The following is a 19,520-nucleotide window of genomic DNA, read 5'->3' as shown; positions in this document are numbered from 1 at the left end:
CTCCTTAATTAGGAGATGGGATGTGCGCCCCGAAGGGCGCACCTATTAGTTACTAATTGCTCCACTCTATATCTGAATTGTTATCAGACTGAACAGCTTCTACAACTAGATTAGTACTAAACTCAGCGTCTTGATAATGGTTGCCTGTTTCTTTTGGAAGCTCAATTTCAAGCTTATACACAGCTGCATATCCGTTAGCAAGAGCTTCTTCTGCATCCATATTGTGCAAGACATTGTTTCGGCCCCATAAGCTGTTCAGGGGCATTGGTTCGACAGCTATTTTTTGATTCTCAGGTCCATATGGCATATAGCCTTCCAAACTATAGTCGTCATTGTCTCCTGTCCGCTCTGTCCTGTTTCTTCCTTGACATAGACAACAATGTCCCGGCTGTCGGAACTGGTGAAGTAGGAATTTGTCTCTACAACTGGCAAGTTAGTGCTGCCAACAAGAACCAAAGTGCAAACTACAATTACTGCGGCAGATCTCAATATAATCATCACGAGTCATTACCTCCCTTTGCTTGCTCTTGCTTGCGCCGGTTATCCAACTCCGTTGCATAGCTGTAGAGATTTCTGAACTCCAGGGCCATAATCGCCAGGGCGGGCAGGAAAATAAGCAGCAACATCCCTGTTCTTGTCTGGCCGAAGTTAATTACATACCCCGCCAACGGCACAATGCCGGTGACGGTGCCAACTAAATCTCCCGGCGCCACTGGCTCCAGGTCGGGAACATTGTTGGCATCGCCTTTGGTAATGAAGCTACCGTCGGAGTTGATGTCCATGACCCGGTGGGTGACGGTCCGTGGCCCGTCATGGTAGGTGATGATATCATCCACCTGAACCGCTTCCGCCTCTGTCGGTTTTACCACCAGCAAACTGCCAGTGCCAATTGCCGGTTCCATGCTGCCCGAGAGGACGACAAAAAAATGCCGCCCGGCTACTTGGGGGATACCCCCATCCAGCCGGCTCTTGACTGAATAAAAAACCATCGCAGCCATAAATAACAGCAAGCAGACCATTGCCACATTGCCACTGATTTTTATAACCCGATGGAAACGTTGTTTATTAAAGTTCAAGTTGAGTTTTGCTAACATCCCGGCTTACCTCCTCACTGCACAGCTTTACAAACGTACGGGATTTATCCCCTTTCGCTGTCATTTCTTACGAGATATTGGGAACTTTGCTTACGGTATTATTTACCTTAGTTGGCGGGATATTCCCCCAATGTGCGATATTTTCCTGGTTTGTTTCTGTCCGAGCATTGAAATGTCGCAAAATGGCGCAGCTAACCTCCGTCCCCAGGTGGGCAGGATGGCGCAATTAACCTCCGTCCCTGGGTGGGCGCTCCCTTCCGGGGTGGGCATTTGGGCGCCTTGGGGGGGAGCCGACCCACTATGTTATAATGAGGAAAAAGCCTGAGGAGTTGGATTATGAAATCTTTGGTGCTGGCTGAAAAGCCCAGCGTGGCCCGGGAGCTGGCCCGGGTGCTGGGCTGTACGCAAAAACAGAAGAGTCATTTTGAGGGTCCCCGCTATGTGGTGACCTGGGCCCTAGGCCACCTGGTGGAGTTGGCCGAGCCCGAGGACTACGATAAAAAGTACGCCACCTGGCGCATGGAGGATCTGCCGATTACGCCTAAGCGCATGAAGTTGAAAGTCATCCGCCAGACTTCCCACCAGTTCAAGGCGATTAACTCGCTCTGCAAACGCAAGGATTTGGGGGAGCTGATTATTGCTACCGACGCCGGCCGCGAGGGGGAGTTGGTAGCACGCTGGATTATGGAATTGGTCCACTGGCAAAAGCCCTTTAAACGCCTGTGGATTTCCTCCCAAACCGACCGGGCGATTAAAGACGGCTTTGCCAATCTGCGCCCGGGCAAGAACTACGACAACCTCTTTCGCTCGGCGGTTTGCCGCGCGGAGGCGGACTGGCTGATTGGCCTCAACATCACCCGGGCCCTGACCAGCAAGTACAACGCCCAATTGGCGGCTGGCCGGGTGCAAACCCCTACTCTGGCCATGCTGGTGCAGCGGGAGCAGGAAATCCGTGCCTTTCGCCCCAAGAATTACTGGACGCTGGAGGCTGATCTCGGTCGCTTCCGGGGCCAATGGCGTGGTAAGCAGGATGGGCGCTTGTTTGCCAAGGACACCGCTGAGGAGCTGCTGGCAAAGGTGGTGGGCAAGGACGCTCTCGTAAGCGAAGTCAAGATCCGGGAGCGGGTGGAGCCGTCGCCACTGGCCTATGACCTCACCGAACTGCAGCGAGACGCCAACAAGCGCTATGGCTTTTCCGCCAAGCAGACTTCTAATGTCTTGCAACGCCTCTATGAGCAGCATAAGTTGGTCACCTACCCCCGCACCGACTCCCGCCACTTGAGCAGCGACATGGTGAGCACGCTGCCGGCGCGTATGAAGGCGGTGGCGGTCGGACCCTATGCCAGCCTGGCGCGACCCCTGACCACCCGACCGCTGCAACCGGGCAAGCGGGTTGTGGATGACAGCAAGGTCAGTGATCACCATGCCATCATCCCCACTGACGAGACGCTGCAGCTAGGCGTGCTGACCAATGACGAGCGCCGGCTCTACGACCTGATTGTGCGCCGGTTTATCGCCCTCTTCTATCCGCCCTGCCGCTATGATGAAACGCAGGTGACGCTGACAATTGGCGGCGAGCAGTTTCAGGCCAGCGGCCGGATTATGAAGGACGCGGGCTGGAAGGCGGTCTATGAAAAGGAAGAGAACGAGGAAGGCAGTCAAAGTCTCCCTCCCCTGAATAAGGGGGACAAATTGCCGGTGCGGCGCTGTCAACTGAAGCCGGGGCAAACCACACCGCCGACCCGACATACCGAGGCGAGTTTGCTCTCGCTGATGGAGAAGCATAATCTCGGCACCCCCGCCACCCGGGCCGATATCATCGAAAAGCTCCTAAACAGCGAGACGATTGAGCGTAAGGGCTCTGCATTGAACCCGACTGCCAAGGGTATGCAGCTTTTGGACCTGGTGGTCAGCGATCTGCGTTCGCCGGAACTTACCGCCCGCTGGGAGCGAGAACTGGAGAACATCGCCCGCGGCACAGGCAATATGGAGAAATTCCTGACAGAAATTCGCCAGCGAACCCGGGAAATTGTCCGGGAGGTGGCCGCGAGCGAGAAAAAGTATGTGCCCCACAATGTCTCCCGGGCCCGCTGCCCCCACTGCGGTGAACACCTGCGGGAACGCAAGGGGCGCCAGGGCAAGATGCTGGTCTGTCCCAACCGGGAATGCAATTACCGCTTGAAGGATGAAAAGAACCTAACCAACAAACGCTGTCCCCAGTGCCATAAGAAGATGGAACTGCGCAAGGGCAAAGCGGGCAAGTTCTTCCACTGCCGCCCATGCAATGTGATAGAACAATTGGACGGCGAAAAACGGGTAGACACACGCAAGCAAAAGCAGCTGGTGAACAAGTACAAAGAAGAAAAGCCGCTGACCGGCAGCATGGCCGATGCTCTGAAGGCGGCATTGGAGAAAAAGGACGATTAAAAAAAGAGCGCTGATTGCGCTCTTTTGCTGTACTCACCCTCATATTCTGTTGGCTGTATACGTATATTGTAGCGAGTGGAATGAAGGAGACATTTTTTCAGGCCGAGGGGAATCAGCCAAGTGATGTTTGCTTCACCACCGGAACAGAACCGTGCAGGTTCTGTTTTTTATTTATAGGGATGACTGATTCCTGCCTGGGCGTAGAGTTCATTATATAGGGACTTAATTTTTCCCGCTTCCAAAATTCCCTCTGCTGCCATCCGCTCAACCGCCTGTTCCAAGCTGAGCTCATCTCCGGCCTGCCAGCGCTTTAAGTATGTGTAAATCAGCGGCGAAAGCACATGGGTGGCGTTATCGTGGTCGATAAAGTATTGCAGGGGATTATCCTCCAGGCCCATTTGCTCTGCCAGGTAGATATGGGCGGCCTCGACAATATTCTCCTCAACAAAGAACAACGGCGTGGAATAATTACCGGGGGCGAGCCGGGCCCGGGCAGCGATTACCAACTCATCGGCCACCAGCGATTCCGCGATCTCAGTGATGCGGTGTCGGTCAAAGGGCGGGTGCATCATTTCATGGAGGGCGATGGGCACCGTGGTTTTCAGCGGCCAGCGCAGATCTGTAACAAAGCTCTGGTTGATGAGGCTGGTGCCATTGGGCGCCGAGTACTTACAGACATACACAGTGATTTGCGGGTGCGGCAGGGCATACTTTCTGCCCAGCAAACTATTGATCGCTTCTAGCACCGGGTAGCTTTCGGCATTGCGTTCAAACTCCGCGCACCGCTCTTCAATTTCCGGCAGACACCGCTTATGCCACCATTCGGCAAAACCATTGTTATGGGCATACTTGGCCAAAGCGCTGAAGGCCGGCATCATCGGTTTGTATGCCTCCCAGGTTTCGGCGGTAAGTATTCCCGTGTCCAGGAAATAGTCGCGAAGCCGGGTCTGCAGTAATTTTGAGTCATCAAGCACCCGACAAAGCTCATCGATGTCGTCGCCATTATATTCATAGCTATCAAAAATTGCGCTCAGGGCACTGCTGACCAAAACTCCAGACTGGTTCAACTGCTGTGCAAAGGCAGTATGCTCAGCGCTGTCTTCAATCAGGGGTTGGAAGCGTTGCCAGGCCTCATTATGCAGCTCTTGGTATCGCGAATCGAGGGTAAACAAATTACAAAAGGCCGCCAGGTCGTACTTGTAGGAGGACAGAAACTTCCATTTCGTCATCGTAATCATCCTCTCTATAGTTCTTTCCGTCAGGGTAACATAAATTAACCCCGCACAGGGCGGCGACAGAAAATTGTAATAGTAAAGTAAAAACCCGCCAGCGCGGGTTTAAGTCACTATGGCAGCCAGATTCAACATGCGGCCGGTATCTGTACCCTCCATCCGGGCGGAAAAAAACTTGCTGTCGCAGCCGGTGCAATGCCGGGTGCTGACAATTTGGTCAATCCCCTGGGCACGAAGATTAGCACGCAGAGCGAGGGCGATATCGATATTATAGGTGCCGTCATTGTTTTCCCGAGTCAGACCGGGAAGCTCATAATCGGAGAAGGCATCCCGGAGCCCGTCGTCATGCTGGCGGTAGCAGCAGACTCCGATTCCCGGGCCAATAACCGCCACCACATCTTCCGGGTGCGTTCCAAAGTCGGTGGCCATTGCTGTGAGCAACTTTTCGTCCAGATGCCGGACAATGCCCCGCCAGCCACAGTGGGCGATTCCCACAGCCAAGCGTCTGCGATCATAAAGTATCAATGGATAGCAGTCGGCTGTTGTGATGGCGATATAGATATTGGGGGCATTGGTATAGACGGCATCCACTCCGTACAGGTGGCCGGGCGGCTTTAGCACCCCTTTGCCGGCATCACTGGCAAAAACCCGGGCGACCAAATCACCGTTGTTCAGACGGGGCCGGACAATCTGCTCAGGAGCGATGCCGGTGGCCTTTTCCAATTGCCAATAATTGGCGAGAATTTGCTCGCGCTCGCCCCGGGCAAAGGTCAGGTCGCCCAGGGCCCGAGTTGTAAAATAACAGCGCAGCTGTTCCAGGTTAAAGCTATAACCTGCTTCCACTTTTGTCTCCCTCCCCGGAAAAAACATCACTGATTATACTATGCAAACTATGCCCAGTAATGACACCGGATTTAAACATTTTCTATCATTATATATAGTTCGTTTGCGGGAACACAAATTTATAACTTATATTTCTGCTAAATCCCCCTAAATCTTGCCCATATAAACGAATATTACTTTGGGAGTTATCAGCATTTAGATATATGAATTAAAAATAGGCGGTGAAAACAATCGCGGAAAAAATTCTTCGTAAGTTGATGTTGGGCTTTGTCCAAGTATATATTCTCAACCACGCTTCCCAGCGCCCGGTCTTCGGCGCCGAGCTCCAAGAAGCTCTGGGCGCCTATGGCCACCACCTCAGTCCGGGCACCTTGTATCCCGTGCTTCGTTCACTTGAGACCAAGGGTCTCTTAACCAGCGCCCCCAAAGTCGTCGATGGCAAGCTCCGTGTCTATTACTCTGCAACCCAGCAGGGCAAAGAGATCCTTAAACAAGCGCAAGTTATGGCAAGAAAATTATGTAATTCCCTAACTGACTAACCCGGCTAAGCCCGGGTTTTTAGTTGCAGAAAAATATTTCTCTGGTGACAGCTGCTGTCGTAGCCGCGTGCTAAACTTGCACCAGAACATATGTTTTATGGAGGGAATTCTAATGTCAGATGCACTAATTATCCTAATCAGCGATAACCCCGAGGTGACCCGGCAACTTCGTCCCATTGGCCGACTAAGTCAACCGCATCCGCCTTACACCCAAGGCAATGAAAAGGCGGGCCTGATAATTGTCGACCGTCAATTCATGGGGCGGGAGAATTGGAATCGATTCTGTGCCCGCCTGGAAGCAGCCCCCAACTATGTAAACATTCCGCTTATGATTATCGATCGCGGGATTGGCTGGCACTATAAATCCCGCTACAGAAAGCCTGAGCTGCCGACAGAAAATATCTACTATATTAATCAGAACGCCGCGCCATTAGTGGCGGCAGCGGCGCAGGCGCTACTTGCCGGAAATCCGGTATACTTGGAAACACTGGCCCAGCAATTGACAAGCCAAAGCGCGTCAATTTAACGAGGCAGTACGCACATCAGCCACCAGGAAACTCCTGGTGGCTGATGGTTTAGGGGAGGTCAAGTGAGCTGAGTGATTATATCGGCGAAAATTTCACGGACGGAAAGGATTTGTTTAATTTTGTCCACCCGTTCGCCGGAAAAGATTAAAGCGTTATTAAAATCCCCGCCCGCATGGGCGTTGGTTAATGCATCCATTATACAGAAGCGTTGGGAGCAACGTTTGAGGCAACCAATGCACTGTTCGATAGCAGCACCGTCTTTGTTTACCCGGGCATAATATGGATTGTACAGCCCCCGGCCCTTGAGACCGACCGGGCTGTCCACCAGAACCACATCTTCGCGTCCGGCCCGGACGTAAAGCTCCTTGAATTCCGAAGAAGCGTTGGATTCGTGGGTAGCAGCGAAACGGGTGCCCATCTGTACGCCATCAGCACCGGCATCCAGCATTTCTTTGACATCTTCGCCATCGACGATGCCGCCGGCGGCAATCACAGGAATCTTGACTGCGCCTACTACTTCCTGGAGGATTTCCCGCAGAGGGCGATCGGTACCCAGGTGGCCACCGGCTTCCTTGCCTTCAACAACCACTGCGGAAGCGCCCATCTTCTCTGCCATAACAGCCAAACGTCCTGTGGAAACAATTGGCACCACCGGCACATCCTTCTCCCGCCCCCAGGTATACATGTCCCGGGAGATACCGGCGCCGGAAAACACGAGATCAATACCTTCGGCAATCGCCGTCTTTACCAGGTCAGCGAAAGCGGTAGCAGCAAATAGAACATTCACTCCCAGGGCACCGTGTCCGGTGACCATTTCCTTGGCCCGTTGAATTTCCTGGCGCAGTTCCTCTACACTCATGCCGGTGCCGGCGATGACGCCGATGCCGCCGCAATTTGCAACTGCTGCCGCCAGGGGCGCGGTGGATATCTTCACAGCCATCCCGCCCTGAACAATCGGGACAGGGACACTAATGTTTCCTATTTTCAGTCCTTGCAAGTTCTACACCCCATAAATTATTATACCTTGATTATAATAGCTGGTTATAAAAATTGCAACCGTATATTACAATCTGGTAACAAAAGGCCGCCCGTTTCAACAGCTCAGGCGGCCTACAATCTTATCTCCCGGTTAACCATTCCGTTTCAATTTTCCTGCCCGCATAGCATAACGTTCCCCCAAGGAGAAGATGAACAATCCGATGGGAATCAACGCCAGGCCAATCACGGCAAGCATCAAGAGCTCCGGCCCCAACTCCCGGACAGTAGCGCCTTCCAGCAGGGCGGCGCGGGCCGCCCGCAGGGTATAGGTGGCGGGTGAGATTGTGGACAGGGGCTGCAACCACACCGGCAAAACTTCCACTTCATAGTACACACCCGAGACCAACAGGATAAAGCCTTGTATGATATGGGTGGCCTGGGAGCCCTTTTCCGGCGACATCAAAGGCAGCACCGCCGCCATCAATCCCAGCCCGATGAAGGAGAGACTGGATACTGCCAGCACGGTAAGTCCAGAAAACAAGTTGGCGCCGGCAAGACTAATATCGAAGAAGAAAGTAACGGCCACCAATACAATTGCTGTACGGATGGTGCCGTAGATAATTGCGAAGATGCACATTCCACCCAGATGGGTAAGCCGATGGATGGGCGCCATAAAGGTGTATTCGATGGTGCCCTCCCAACGCTCCCAGCTCACCGATTCGCTGACCTCGTGGAACAATACCGACAGAAAACCCCAGAGCAGGGCGCCGACAATCAGGTAGAGCACCGTCTCCCCCGCCTCCTGCCCGGCCTGAACGCCTATCAGGCCGATGGTCAGTGTGTTGATAATCGTGTAAAACACAAACACGATTTCCCAGTTGATATAGCGGCGGACCAAATTGAAGTTCCGCTCTACAAAGGCGTAGGTCGCCCGTATTTCAGACTTAACACTCATCGGCAATTGCCTCCTCCCATTCTTTGCCGGTGAGAGCAAAGAAAACATCATCCATCGAATCGACACCGGCTTTAGCTTTGAGCCCGGCGGCGGTGTCCAAATCCTCTATCCGACCATTGTCGATGATGGCGATGCGGTCACTGAGCCGTTCTGCCTCAAACATATCGTGGGTGGTGAGGATAATTGTCGCATCGTGCTCTCCCTGGATTTCCCGGACAAATTCCTGGACATCCCGCTTGCTCTTGGGGTCGAGGCCGGTGGTAGGTTCATCCAGAAGCATGACCACAGGCGAAGTGAGGAGCGCCCGGGCGATGGCGACCTTTTGCTGCATGCCCCGGGAGAGGTTCTCCATGGGCGCGTAAATTTTGTTTTCTTTGAAGCCAAGACGGCGGAGAATTTTCGCAGCGGTCTGAGCAGCCAACCGCGAATCTACATCATATAGCCGGGCGGCATAGAGCAGGTTTTCGTGGGCGGAGAGTTTTTTGAAAAACGCCGCATCCACCGAAACCCGATTTATGACTTTGCGAACGGCCAAGGTTTCCTTGACAACGTCGTGGTCCAAAACGGTGACAGTGCCACTGTCGGGCAGGAGCAGGGTTGCCATCAGGCGAATTAAGGTGGACTTGCCGGAACCATTGGGTCCCAGCAGACCAAAAATCTCGCCGCGCTGCACCTGAATGCTTACATCATCAACGGCCCGCACCAGGGATTTCCCCGGCCGCAGACGCTTGAGCCAATAGGCAGATTTATCTGCCTCCTTATCCTCCCAGAAGCTTTTGACCACATTTTCGCATTTGATTGCAAAGTTCATTTTTACTCCTCCTGAACATAAAAAATAGCCATGATTGCCCCATGACTACATCGCCCGCGAAAAAGAGTACGGGAAAATATAAAAGTCATCGGCAACCGAGCCGATGACCTGAGTTCTTTCAAATATTAAATAAGAAAGAAATTCAAGTACCGGCCGGGAAAAGTACACACTGAGTCCTTGTTAAGCTTGCTGCTAGCAGCACCTTTGAGTCGAATCATTGTTTGCATGTTCCGCGGCCTCCTTTCTGATAATTGCCAGCTTATTATACAACTCTGTTGTGAGGGTGGCAAGAGTTTTTTGTTATTTTTAACAATATGTTGTCAGTACCGGGGAAATACTAGCCGTGAGGTGATAATATGGCAGATATTTTTAGTCATGTAGAGGACCTGGGACCGGTAGAAAATGTGCGGGTGGTCCACAGGTGGCTGCGGGTCCCCCGCGAGCAATATTATCAGCAGGTCGTGAATTACGATCCTACCGACTTTGAAGTGCCGGCCCAATTATTTGTCCGGGACTACATAACCTGGAAGGGTGATGACCCGGGAATTGTTGGCATGGTCAGGGGCTGGGAAGAAAATGATTGGGTGCTGCTTGATGCAACTCTTCGTTATCCCCACAACCCTGAAGAAAAAGAATAGATATAGATGCGGACTGTAAAAGACCCCCGATTTGGACACAAACCGGTTTTTGTGGACCAAAAATAGGGGTTTTCTTTAAATATAGAAGCTGGTATAAAAAATTCTTTGGAGCAAAAGAAGGAATTTTTTTTTGTTATAACGAATATATCATAAAGGCTATCTCTCTGTAGAAGTCAGATAGCAGAAAGGAGTGGTAATCAATCTAATTAGTCGCGATTAACACATGGACAAAACACAAGGAGGGTTAATATGTTTAAGAAGAGTTTACTGGTACTGCTCGCATTTATGTTGGCATTCAGCCTCGTGGCCTGTGGTGGGGGCGATGGCAATGGCAACGGCGACGACAATGGCAACGGCGACGACAATGGCAATGGTGACGTTGCAGAAGATTGGGTAATTGGTATCATGACCGGTACTGTTACTCAGAACGAAGAAGAATATCGTATGGCTGAGCAAATGCAAGAAGAGTTTGGCTCAGACAGGATTATGATTGCTACGTATCCTGACCGCTTCATGCAGGAGCAGGAGACAACCATCAGCAACATGCTGGAAATGGCCGAGAACCCCGACACCAAGGCCATCATCATGGTCCAGGCCGTGCCTGGCGCCTCACCTGCTGTTGACCGCGTTAAGGAAATCCGTCCGGACATGCTGTTCATCCTCGGTTCTCCCCAGGAAGACCCGGATGTAATCGCTACCAAGGGCGACATCGTCATCAATACTGACGACATCGGCCGTGGTGAGCAAATCGCTCAGCACGCTTACGACATGGGTGCTGAAGTATTGGTCCACTACTCCTTCCCTCGTCATATGTCCATCGAAATGCTCGCTCAGCGTCGTGACCTGATGAAGGCAAAAGCTGAAGAGCTGGGCATGACCTTCGTAGAAGAAGATGCTCCGGACCCCACTGCTGATGCCGGTATCGCTGGCACCCAGATGTTCATCACCGAAGATGTGCCCCGGAAGATTGACCAGTATGGCCCCAACACCGCAGTGTTTGGCACCAACTGTGCAATGATGGAGCCGTTGATTTATCAAGCTATCACCAACGGCGGCATCTTCCCTGTCCAGTGCTGCCCCAGCCCATATCACGCTCTGCCCCAAGCATTGGGTATCGAGGTTGAAGATGAGAACAAGGGCGATGTAGCATGGATGCTGGAAGCCATCGAAGAGAAAGTTGTCGAAATGGGCGCTGCTGGCCGCGTTGCTACCTGGCCACTGCCTGTCAACATGCTCTACATCCAGGCTGGCACCTACTATGCCATCGACTGGATTGAAGGCAACATCTCCAGCCGTAACGACAAGCAAGCGTTCATTGACATCATGGAAGGTATCGCTAGTGACCTGCTCGGTTACACCGCTGAGGTTACCCTGAGCGAGTACGACGGCACTGACAACTACTATCTGTACCTCTCCGATCACATCATTTTCGGTGAATAAGTCCTGCCAAATTCCGAATGCAAGGTTGCCGTATTTGGCAACCTTGCATTTTTAAATCTACTGTAGGGAGGGGAACGTATGTCAGAGAACTATTTGCTGCAGATGAAGGATATTGGTAAGAACTACTATGGAACACAAGTGCTCGAAGGCATCAACCTCAACATCAAGCCTGGCGAAATCCACGCAATTGTTGGTGAGAATGGCGCCGGCAAGTCCACACTCATGAACATCCTCTTCGGAATGCGGGTGATACACACCACCGGTGGTCATGACGGGGAAATATTCATTGAGGGAGAAAAAGTCAATATCAATTCGCCGCAAATGGCGATGCATCACGGAATTGGTATGGTTCACCAGGAATTCATGCTGTTGCCCAACTTTACCTTGACTGAGAACATTAAGCTCAATAGGGAAATCCTTAAGCCGAATTTGCTCAGTGGTATTTTTGGCGAAAAACTCAAATCCTTGGACTTTAAGAAGATGAATGCAGACGCCCGCAAAGCGTTGGATACCTTGAACATCGATATCGACGAATATGTAACTGTGGCCGGTTTGCCGGTCGGTTACATGCAATTCACCGAAATTGCCCGGGAAATTGACAAATCAAACCTTAAACTTTTGGTTTTTGACGAACCGACAGCAGTGCTTGCTGAATCTGAGGCAGAACACCTTCTCAACTCGATGAAGGATATCGCCGCCAAAGGAATCGCCATCCTCTTCATAACCCACCGTTTGGATGAGGTTATGGAGGTTTGTGACGGCATTACCGTACTTCGGGATGGACAACATGTAGTAAGCAAAGATATTAAGGATACAAGCATTACCGAAATGGCCGAATTGATGGTTGGCCGTAAAGTGGAAACCATGTCCCGTGCAGCAGTCGACATCAAGGAAGCGGACACAGCCCTGAGTATCAAGGATTTGGTGGTCCATATGCCGGGCGAAGAGGTTAAGGGTCTCGACCTGGAAGTTAAAAAAGGAGAAATCTTTGGAATCGGCGGTCTGGCCGGTCAGGGTAAAATCGGCATTGCCAATGGCATCATGGGTTTGTACCCCTGCCGTGGCGAGGTATTGATCAACGGTGAAAATCTGCCACTGAACAATACCCATGCATCACTCGCCCGTGGTATGGCCTATGTTTCGGAAGACCGTCGTGGCGTCGGCCTGCTTCTGGACTCTTCCATCGAGCTGAACATTGCTATCACTGCCATCCAAAACCAGAATCGGTTTATGCATAAGTTTGGGTTGTTTACAACATTAAACAATAAAGAAATTCGCGAACACGCCTTAAATATGATTAAAGAGCTGGATATCCGCTGCACCGGACCGACCCAGATTGTCCGTCGGCTGAGTGGTGGTAACCAGCAGAAAGTCTGTGTTGCCCGGGCCCTGACGATGAACCCGGATATTTTGTTTGTGTCTGAACCGACCCGGGGCATCGACATCGGTGCCAAGAAGCTTGTTTTGGAAACCTTGGTACGGATGAATGAAGAACTTGGAATGACGATTATCATGACCTCCAGTGAACTGGCCGAATTGCGTAGTGTCTGCGGCCGGATAGCGATTATCACTGAAGGCAAACTGTCCGGGATCCTCAAACCACAAGATTCCGACGCTGAATACGGTCTGCTAATGGCCGGCCACAAACGTAGGAAAGGAGCGTAAAAATGGGTAGTGCAATCAAACAATTTTTTCAAGATTTCGGCGCCACCAGAATCATTATCCTGGGCTTCTTCCTGTTTTTGTGCGTCGCCGCTGTTTTCCTACCAGGCTTAAATATTGCGGAACTGCTCACCGATTCGCTACAGCGTATCGGCATGTGGGGCGTCCTTGTTCTGGCGATGTTGCCGGCGATTGTCTGTGGCATCGGACCTAACTTCGGAATTTCCGTAGGCATTCTCTGCGGATTGGTTGGCGGGCTGTTCTCCCTGGAATTTGCATGGCGCGTCGGCGATTTCATGCAACTGGGGGCAGCACAAATATTCATGTTGGCGATTCTCTTCTCTCTGCCCTTCGCCCTGTTTGTCGGCTACGGCTACGGCTGGCTGCTGAACAAGGTTAAGGGATCCGAAATGGTTATCGCCACCTATGTCGGCTTTTCCATGGTTTCAATCATGAAGCTGGCTTGGATATTCCTACCCCTAAATAACCCGGAAATGGCTTGGCCCATTGGCCAAGGGGTGCGGGTGCAAATTTCCCTGTTTAACCGGGGCATTGCCGGTATCCTCGATAATTTTTGGGCGTTTAGTATTGGCGGAGTAACGATACCCACCGGTCTGCTATTGTTTTTCGGCATAAGCTGTTTTTTAGTCTGGTTGTTTATGCGCAGTAAAACCGGTATCGCCATGTATGCCACCGGTGACAACCCCCGCTTCTCGGAAGCTGCCGGCATCAATGTTGACCGGCACCGGATCATCGGCACCGCGCTCTCCACAGCTCTGGGCGCAGTTGGTATTCTTGTTTACGCTCAAAGTTACGGCTTCCTGCAGCTCTATGAAGCGCCAATGTTCATGCCTTTTATCGCCGTCGCTGCGGTCCTGATTGGTGGCGCGTCAATTAAAAAGGCAACTATCTTTAATGTCATATTTGGTTCAGTTCTGTTTTTGGCAATCTACGTTGTCGCTATGCCTGTGGCCAACGCCTTTACCGCTGACCTGCAAAACATGGGTGAAATCAGCCGCAGGATTATTCAAAACGGCGTTATTCTATACGCGCTGACACAAGTAGGGGGTGAGTAAGCATGAGAAACACATCATTTGCAGGTATAACCCCACCAGAAGAAATGCCAGTTGAAACTCCTACCCCGCCGGCTAAAGACAATGTCACCAAGATTAAAGATTTCATGACCAATAACATGGTCACAATCATGTTTGTCGTCCTCGGCTTGCTTGGTTTTATTGCCGCCGAGATGAGCCCCTTCCTCTTCCTGGTAGACATGGTTTCGCGGATATCCCGGAACGCATTCTTGGTTCTGTCTCTGATCATTCCTGTTATGGCGGGTATGGGCATGAACTTCTCCATCGTGCTTGGCGCCATGGCCGCCCAGGGGGCAGTCATCTTTGTCACCCACTGGGGTATTGACGGCCTCCCCGGCATCTTGCTGGTTATCGCTTTGGCAACACCGGTGGCAATGCTTTTGGGTTATCTGACCGGTCAGCTGTTTAACAAGACCAAGGGGCAGGAAATGATTGCCGGCTTGATTCTGGCCTTCTTTGCCCAGGGGATTTACGAGCTTATCTTCCTGCAGCTCATCGGTCCAGTTATTCCCATGGACAATGCGCGGCTGGTTCTCTCTCGGGGCACTGGCATCAGAACGACGATTGACCTCACCGACGGTCTCAAGTATGGCATGGACTGGCCAGGCCTCAGTTTTGGCAATCCGACTCTGCTGCGCTTGACCTTGCCGATAGCAGCAATCGTGTTGATTGCTGGCATTCTCGGTTACTTCCTCTTCCGGCAATTTATGCAAAAACGTCCGCTGCCATCTAAGCTTAAACTAGGAGTTTACGGGGTCCTTCTCGGTTATGTCGGCATCTGGAGCGTGCTTCAGATAGTGAATGAAACTAACATCAACAATATTCGGATCCCATTGCTAACGGCCTTCGTGATCTTCCTCTGCTGTATGTTCATTGTCTTCTTCTCCAAAACAAAACTGGGACAGGATATGCGCAGTGTCGGTCAGGACCGCCATGTGGCGGCAGTTGCCGGTATCAACGTCAACAGGGTGCGGATTATCGCGATTATGATGTCCATGGTCATGGCCGCAATCGGCCACACCATCTTCCTGCAAAACCTGGGCACCTTCAGCACCTACGGCAGCCATGAGCAGGTTGGTCTCTACTCGGTGGCCGCACTGCTGATTGGCGGCGCCACCGTCACCAAGGCCACCATCGGCCAGGCGCTGCTGGGTGTGTTCTTGTTCCACACACTGTTTATCGTTGCTCCGCCCGCCGGTCGCCAATTGTTCGGCGATGCCCAGGTTGGCGAGTACTTCCGGGTCTTTGCTGCCTACGGCGTCATCGGCGTCTCGCTGGCCATGTATGCCTGGAAGAAGCGCCTGCAAGACAAGAGCAAACTTGGCCTGTAAGCCACTTAAAAACAGCCCGCAAGGGCTGTTTTTTATGTGTGGATCAATCCTGTAACTAAACCTTTAAGCCCCGCCTGATAGCATAAGAAATATTGATTATCTTTCTAAGTTATCCTAATGTATAATATACGTGAAAAATGTAACAGGAACAGGAGGGTGTTTTTTGAACTTAAAAGTAATTTTTTCTGGCTTCGTGGTGGGAGCAATCGCAGTACTACTTACAATTTTAGGAAATCCTCCAAACATGGGTTATTGCATTGCCTGTTTCCTCCGGGACATCAGCGGCGCTATCGGGCTACACCGGGCGGGAGTTGTCCAGTATCTGCGTCCGGAAATCGTCGGCCTTGGTCTTGGCGCTTTTGTAATTGCCCTGGCAAGAGGTGAATTCAAGACCCGGGGCGGCGCCAACCCCTTGCTGCGCTTTTTGCTGGGTGTGATGATGATGATTGGCGCCCTGGTTTTTCTCGGCTGTCCGCTAAGAATGACCCTGCGTCTCGCCGGCGGCGACCTCAACGCCCTACTGGGCCTGGGTGGTTTCGCGGCAGGCATTTATGCCGGTGTGCTGGCGCTCCGTTCCGGCTACAACCCGGGCCGGGCGCAAGTCCAATCCCAGGGCATGGGCTTCGCTTATCCAGTGCTGCTGGTGGCAATCTTCGTCGCCTTAATGATGCGCCCAGATTTTGTGTTCTTTAGCGCCGAGGGACCCGGCTCGCTGGCAGCGCCAATCTGGATTGCGTTACTTTCCGGTCTTTTAATCGGCGTCCTGGCCCAGCGTTCTCGTTTGTGCATGGCGGGAGGAATCCGGGATATGATTCTGATCCGCGACCCCCATCTGCTTTGGGGTTTTGTGGCAATCTTTGTCACCGCCCTAGCGGGCAACTTGCTGGCGGGAGCATTTATCTCCGACTTTGCGGGCTTTAACTTGGGATTTGTCAACCAACCCATCGCCCACACCGCCCACCTATGGAACTTCCTGGGCATGGCAGTTGTCGGCTACGCGGCTGTGCTGGCAGGTGGCTGTCCGCTACGGCAGCTGATTCTGGCTGGTGAAGGCGATACCGATGCCACCCTGACCGTTTTCGGCCTGATCGTCGGCGCTGGTTTTGCCCACAACTTCGGTCTCGCTGGTTCCGCCGCCGGTGTCGGATTAAACGGGCAGATTGCCGTGGTGGCAAGTCTGGTTATTTTGACGCTGGTTGCCTTTGGCCATAAATTCAACATTTCGCTAATGAAAAACACTAAGGAGGCTGCCTAGAATGAACAAACTCGATGTATGTGGTCTCTCTTGTCCCTTGCCGGTACTGAAGGTAAGTGAAGCAATCAAAGCAGGCCAGCTGCCCGTTACGGTGGTTACCGAACCCGGCGCGCCCCGGGAGAATATCAAGCGGCTGGCCGCAACCAATAAGCTGCAGGTTCGCGAAACTGCCCGGGAAGATGGAATTTATGTTCTCGAGTTGAGCAGAGCATGAAAAAATACCTGTATCTGTTCCCCACCACCCATGACGCGCTAGTGGCGGAAAAGAACTGGCCACAAACCGGGCTGCCCGGAAAGTTGCGGCCAATTCCCCGGGTGCTCAGTTCCAGCTGCGGATTGTGCCTGGAAGTGGAGTTGCCGGAGAGCAGTGACCCAATTGACATGGCTAAACAGTGCAAACTGACATGGGAAAAAGTTGTTGCCGCTAAGGATGGAAATTATATTCCGGTTTATTAAAAAAGCCTGCGCATTTTATCGCGCAGGCTTACTATTTAGGCAAATAGATGTTTCTGACGCCGTCGGCGGCGAATCAGGCGGACCAGCAACCAAATCAGCGCCACCAACAAAACCAGCGCTATGATCAGCCAGATCCAGAGGGGCATCAAATGCTCCTCAATCAGTCGGTCGGCAGTGGCGGCGTAGTATTCAGGGATCCGGGGATTTCCCTGGTCATCAAGGGGTTGGGCAGCCGCAAACTCCAATACCGCCTGCCATACCTTGAGTTCACTGCCATCCCGATAAATGATTGCGTCATCCAAATCGTCAATCGGATTGCCCGCTTTGTCCTTGAGAATCAGTTCCAAGCTGGGCAACATATCGCCAACCATGGGCAGAAACGCGGCGATATAGTAGTCGGTGACCACATGGTAAAGGGCTTCATCACCCTTTTCAATTGCCACAAACTCCTCGCTGTCCTGAATTCCGTCTCCGACATACAGCTCAGCGCTAGACACCGCCCGGGTGGTGGGAACGGGGATATCAAGAAACGGGACGGTTAATAACACTGCCCGACCCGGGTCATATTGAATGCGGCCACCGGACATCTGGAGGAAGTAGGTGTCGCCCATCAGTTCGGCCAGCAGCACCTGCACCTCGAATATCCGCCGCAACTCCTCACCTGTGAAGTATACTGAGACCATGGGATAGCCGGCAGTCCCGTCAGGACCGGAGCCCAGCCCCACAAGATCGGCAAGGTCAAAGAATGCCACCTGCTCCCGGGACCAGGGCATGGAGCCGGGCTGAATCCGTCCACGAATCACGCCATTGGCCTGGAATGCCAAATGAACTTGCTCCCCTGTTGCTTCCTCTGCCACAAGGCGCATTGCATCGGTGACAAAGTTGCCAAAGGGAGACTCCTGAAGACGCGGGCGGTTATTTACCTCAAAATCCGACCAAACTACTGTTTCGCTAATGTCTTGAAAGCGGCCGTTGCTCATCTCGGCAATCAAGGCGTTCAAGTGCGCGGTATACTCAGCGACCCGTGCGCCAATTTCAGGATGCTCACCCACATGGTGGCCCAAGGGGAGTGAGTGGGGTGAACCGGTTTCCTGGTTGCGGATTCGCACCGTGCCAGTGCTGGGATTATAGGCCAGCTCCAGATAGCCCATTTCCCGGAGCAGCTCGCCGGCTTGGACGATTATCGTTTCGCCTTCAATGATTGGCTCGGATAGCAAAGTGTGGGAATGACCGCCGACAATAACATCAATACCGGGAACCTCCTGAGCCAGAATGACATCTTCATCCTCGCCGGAATGGGTGATGGCAACAATCACATCCACTCCCTGGGCCTCCAGCTCCGCCACTGCCTCCCGGGCAGTCTCGGTCTGGTCGGCAAACTCCACCGGCTCGGCCAGGGGCGCGACAGATATCGCATCTTCGCCAATCAAGCCGAAATAGCCGACTTTAATGCCATTCTCCAACTCCTGAACAAAAGTCTTCTGAATGCCAACATCATTGAGAGGATGGCCTGCAGGAGGCAGAGTGTTTGACGCCAAGAGCGCTGTCCGGGCATTGGCTTCCGGATAACCAGCTGCCTTCAAGTACTGGGCCAGGACTTCCGGACCATAATCATATTCGTGGTTACCAATTACAACAGCGTCATAACCAATCTCCTGCATCAGGGAAAGCTCCGGGGCCAAGCCATTGAGGGCCAGCCAGGCAAAAGGTGAGCCCCCCAGGTAATCGCCTCCAGAAAGCAGCAGGACAGGTTCCCCCTCCTCTGCTTTGGCAGTCCGAATATCTGCCACTGCCTGAGCCAAGCGGGCAAAGCCGCCCAACGAAGGATTGTCCTGCTCCGGATGATAATCCACTAGGGGCGAGGGCACTAGGGCCGAGTGCTCGTCATTGGTGTGGAGAATCGTAAAATACAGCTCTTCCGCTTCAGCGAAAGCGTCAAAGTTTCCAATCAGGCCAAAGGCTATTACAAATGTAAGCAATAGTGCAATTAATTTTCGCATACTACCCCTCCCATCTTCTAAACTCAATTATACTTGTCCACCGGTGAAATGTATAGTTGCATCAAACACCCGGCTCGAACTCGTTTGCTTTTTAATGCCACAAGCCAGGCAAAATAGAGTAGGGTAACCACTCTCATGGCTACCCCCTCATCAAACCGCACGTGCCCTGCTAAGGCATACGGCTTACCAATGTGTTTCGGCTTGAACTAAGTCGTTGCAAGTCTTTGGGCATATTCCA

At 52.4% G+C, this 19,520-nt stretch carries 20 protein-coding genes; 11 read left to right on the top strand and 9 right to left on the bottom strand.

Annotated elements, in window-relative coordinates; all coding sequences use genetic code 11:
• Positions 1-52 precede the first annotated feature (52 nt).
• Genes FH749_14380 through FH749_14370 form a run of 3 tightly spaced genes read right to left on the bottom strand, consistent with a single transcriptional unit; the run spans position 53 to position 1,094 of the window.
• Positions 53-319 (bottom strand): hypothetical protein, encoded by a 267-nt coding sequence (locus FH749_14380; protein ID MTI96637.1) that lies wholly within the window; start codon positions 317-319, stop codon positions 53-55.
• Positions 277-498, bottom strand: coding sequence for a hypothetical protein (locus tag FH749_14375; GenBank protein MTI96636.1), 222 nt, complete (start codon positions 496-498; stop codon positions 277-279). Before FH749_14375 ends, FH749_14380 begins: the two co-directional genes overlap by 43 nt.
• Positions 498-1,094, bottom strand: coding sequence for a signal peptidase I (locus FH749_14370; protein ID MTI96635.1), 597 nt, complete (start codon positions 1,092-1,094; stop codon positions 498-500). The genes FH749_14375 and FH749_14370 overlap by 1 nt, the downstream gene beginning before the upstream one ends.
• Positions 1,095-1,430: 336 nt before the next feature.
• On the opposite strand from FH749_14370, the gene FH749_14365 reads away from it, so the two are divergent.
• Complete coding sequence (locus FH749_14365; GenBank protein MTI96634.1) at positions 1,431-3,521, top strand: DNA topoisomerase III; 2,091 nt, start codon at positions 1,431-1,433, stop codon at positions 3,519-3,521.
• Positions 3,522-3,688: 167 nt separating this feature from the next.
• Here the strand turns inward: FH749_14365 and FH749_14360 are convergent, their stop codons facing one another.
• Both FH749_14360 and FH749_14355 read right to left on the bottom strand, forming a co-directional pair.
• Positions 3,689-4,750, bottom strand: a complete 1,062-nt coding sequence (locus FH749_14360) for a hypothetical protein (GenBank protein MTI96633.1) — start codon at positions 4,748-4,750, stop codon at positions 3,689-3,691.
• A 108-nt stretch (positions 4,751-4,858) separates the two neighbouring features.
• Positions 4,859-5,626 carry a laccase domain-containing protein gene (locus FH749_14355; protein ID MTI96632.1) on the bottom strand — a complete coding sequence of 256 codons (768 nt, stop codon included), beginning with the start codon at positions 5,624-5,626 and terminating at the stop codon, positions 4,859-4,861.
• 200 nt (positions 5,627-5,826) lie between these two features.
• Here FH749_14355 and FH749_14350 point away from each other — a divergent pair, with 200 nt between their 5' ends.
• Entirely contained in the window at positions 5,827-6,135 is a 309-nt protein-coding gene (locus FH749_14350) for a helix-turn-helix transcriptional regulator (protein ID MTI96631.1), read from the top strand.
• A 112-nt stretch (positions 6,136-6,247) separates the two neighbouring features.
• Positions 6,248-6,661 (top strand): hypothetical protein, encoded by a 414-nt coding sequence (locus tag FH749_14345; protein ID MTI96630.1) that lies wholly within the window; start codon positions 6,248-6,250, stop codon positions 6,659-6,661.
• Positions 6,662-6,720: 59 nt separating this feature from the next.
• Here FH749_14345 and FH749_14340 read toward each other — a convergent pair whose 3' ends face one another.
• The 3 genes from FH749_14340 to FH749_14330 form a co-directional block, all read right to left on the bottom strand.
• Positions 6,721-7,602 carry a nitronate monooxygenase gene (locus FH749_14340; GenBank protein ID MTI96629.1) on the bottom strand — a complete coding sequence of 294 codons (882 nt, stop codon included), beginning with the start codon at positions 7,600-7,602 and terminating at the stop codon, positions 6,721-6,723.
• A 189-nt stretch (positions 7,603-7,791) separates the two neighbouring features.
• The gene (locus FH749_14335; protein MTI96628.1) at positions 7,792-8,595 is read right to left on the bottom strand and encodes an ABC transporter permease; all 804 of its coding nucleotides are present in this window, start codon (positions 8,593-8,595) and stop codon (positions 7,792-7,794) included.
• The gene (locus FH749_14330; GenBank protein MTI96627.1) at positions 8,585-9,406 is read right to left on the bottom strand and encodes an ABC transporter ATP-binding protein; all 822 of its coding nucleotides are present in this window, start codon (positions 9,404-9,406) and stop codon (positions 8,585-8,587) included. Before FH749_14330 ends, FH749_14335 begins: the two co-directional genes overlap by 11 nt.
• A 356-nt stretch (positions 9,407-9,762) precedes the next feature.
• Between FH749_14330 and FH749_14325 the strand changes: the two genes are divergently transcribed.
• The 8 genes from FH749_14325 (at position 9,763) to FH749_14290 (ending at position 17,282) form a co-directional block, all read left to right on the top strand.
• Positions 9,763-10,044 (top strand): hypothetical protein, encoded by a 282-nt coding sequence (locus FH749_14325; protein MTI96626.1) that lies wholly within the window; start codon positions 9,763-9,765, stop codon positions 10,042-10,044.
• A 285-nt stretch (positions 10,045-10,329) separates the two neighbouring features.
• Complete coding sequence (locus FH749_14320; GenBank protein MTI96625.1) at positions 10,330-11,484, top strand: DUF3798 domain-containing protein; 1,155 nt, start codon at positions 10,330-10,332, stop codon at positions 11,482-11,484.
• A 78-nt stretch (positions 11,485-11,562) separates the two neighbouring features.
• Positions 11,563-13,149 (top strand): sugar ABC transporter ATP-binding protein, encoded by a 1,587-nt coding sequence (locus tag FH749_14315; protein ID MTI96624.1) that lies wholly within the window; start codon positions 11,563-11,565, stop codon positions 13,147-13,149.
• A 2-nt stretch (positions 13,150-13,151) separates the two neighbouring features.
• Entirely contained in the window at positions 13,152-14,222 is a 1,071-nt protein-coding gene (locus FH749_14310; protein MTI96623.1) for an ABC transporter permease, read from the top strand.
• 44 nt (positions 14,223-14,266) lie between these two features.
• The gene (locus FH749_14305) at positions 14,267-15,571 is read left to right on the top strand and encodes an ABC transporter permease (protein MTI96622.1); all 1,305 of its coding nucleotides are present in this window, start codon (positions 14,267-14,269) and stop codon (positions 15,569-15,571) included.
• A 163-nt stretch (positions 15,572-15,734) separates the two neighbouring features.
• Positions 15,735-16,826, top strand: coding sequence for a YedE-related selenium metabolism membrane protein (locus FH749_14300; GenBank protein ID MTI96621.1), 1,092 nt, complete (start codon positions 15,735-15,737; stop codon positions 16,824-16,826).
• 1 nt (position 16,827) lies between these two features.
• Positions 16,828-17,040 carry a preprotein translocase subunit TatB gene (locus FH749_14295; protein MTI96620.1) on the top strand — a complete coding sequence of 71 codons (213 nt, stop codon included), beginning with the start codon at positions 16,828-16,830 and terminating at the stop codon, positions 17,038-17,040.
• Entirely contained in the window at positions 17,037-17,282 is a 246-nt protein-coding gene (locus tag FH749_14290; GenBank protein ID MTI96619.1) for a DUF3343 domain-containing protein, read from the top strand. The genes FH749_14295 and FH749_14290 overlap by 4 nt, the downstream gene beginning before the upstream one ends.
• Positions 17,283-17,317: 35 nt before the next feature.
• Here FH749_14290 and FH749_14285 read toward each other — a convergent pair whose 3' ends face one another.
• Positions 17,318-19,282: a hypothetical protein gene (locus tag FH749_14285; GenBank protein MTI96618.1), complete on the bottom strand. Its 1,965-nt coding sequence runs from the start codon at positions 19,280-19,282 to the stop codon at positions 17,318-17,320.
• Positions 19,283-19,520: the final 238 nt, after the last annotated feature.

The organism is Bacillota bacterium, assembly GCA_009711825.1.
Taxonomy (GTDB): domain Bacteria; phylum Bacillota; class Proteinivoracia; order UBA4975; family VEMY01; genus VEMY01.
Note: the sequence above shows the minus strand (reverse complement) of the source record. Positions and strands in the feature narration are given on the sequence as shown.

What these genes read in the sequence shown, in the direction of transcription:
- FH749_14375 (MTI96636.1), bottom strand. Translation starts at nt 498, where the DNA reads ATGATTATATTGAGATCTGCCGCAGTAATTGTAGTTTGCACTTTGGTT.
- FH749_14370 (MTI96635.1), bottom strand. Translation starts at nt 1,094, where the DNA reads ATGTTAGCAAAACTCAACTTGAACTTTAATAAACAACGTTTCCATCGG.
- FH749_14365 (MTI96634.1), top strand. Translation starts at nt 1,431, where the DNA reads ATGAAATCTTTGGTGCTGGCTGAAAAGCCCAGCGTGGCCCGGGAGCTG.
- FH749_14360 (MTI96633.1), bottom strand. Translation starts at nt 4,750, where the DNA reads ATGACGAAATGGAAGTTTCTGTCCTCCTACAAGTACGACCTGGCGGCC.
- FH749_14345 (MTI96630.1), top strand. Translation starts at nt 6,248, where the DNA reads ATGTCAGATGCACTAATTATCCTAATCAGCGATAACCCCGAGGTGACC.
- FH749_14340 (MTI96629.1), bottom strand. Translation starts at nt 7,602, where the DNA reads ATGGCTGTGAAGATATCCACCGCGCCCCTGGCGGCAGCAGTTGCAAAT.
- FH749_14335 (MTI96628.1), bottom strand. Translation starts at nt 8,595, where the DNA reads ATGAGTGTTAAGTCTGAAATACGGGCGACCTACGCCTTTGTAGAGCGG.
- FH749_14330 (MTI96627.1), bottom strand. Translation starts at nt 9,406, where the DNA reads ATGAACTTTGCAATCAAATGCGAAAATGTGGTCAAAAGCTTCTGGGAG.
- FH749_14325 (MTI96626.1), top strand. Translation starts at nt 9,763, where the DNA reads ATGGCAGATATTTTTAGTCATGTAGAGGACCTGGGACCGGTAGAAAAT.
- FH749_14320 (MTI96625.1), top strand. Translation starts at nt 10,330, where the DNA reads ATGTTGGCATTCAGCCTCGTGGCCTGTGGTGGGGGCGATGGCAATGGC.
- FH749_14315 (MTI96624.1), top strand. Translation starts at nt 11,563, where the DNA reads ATGTCAGAGAACTATTTGCTGCAGATGAAGGATATTGGTAAGAACTAC.
- FH749_14310 (MTI96623.1), top strand. Translation starts at nt 13,152, where the DNA reads ATGGGTAGTGCAATCAAACAATTTTTTCAAGATTTCGGCGCCACCAGA.
- FH749_14305 (MTI96622.1), top strand. Translation starts at nt 14,267, where the DNA reads ATGCCAGTTGAAACTCCTACCCCGCCGGCTAAAGACAATGTCACCAAG.
- FH749_14295 (MTI96620.1), top strand. Translation starts at nt 16,828, where the DNA reads ATGAACAAACTCGATGTATGTGGTCTCTCTTGTCCCTTGCCGGTACTG.
- FH749_14290 (MTI96619.1), top strand. Translation starts at nt 17,037, where the DNA reads ATGAAAAAATACCTGTATCTGTTCCCCACCACCCATGACGCGCTAGTG.
- FH749_14285 (MTI96618.1), bottom strand. Translation starts at nt 19,282, where the DNA reads ATGCGAAAATTAATTGCACTATTGCTTACATTTGTAATAGCCTTTGGC.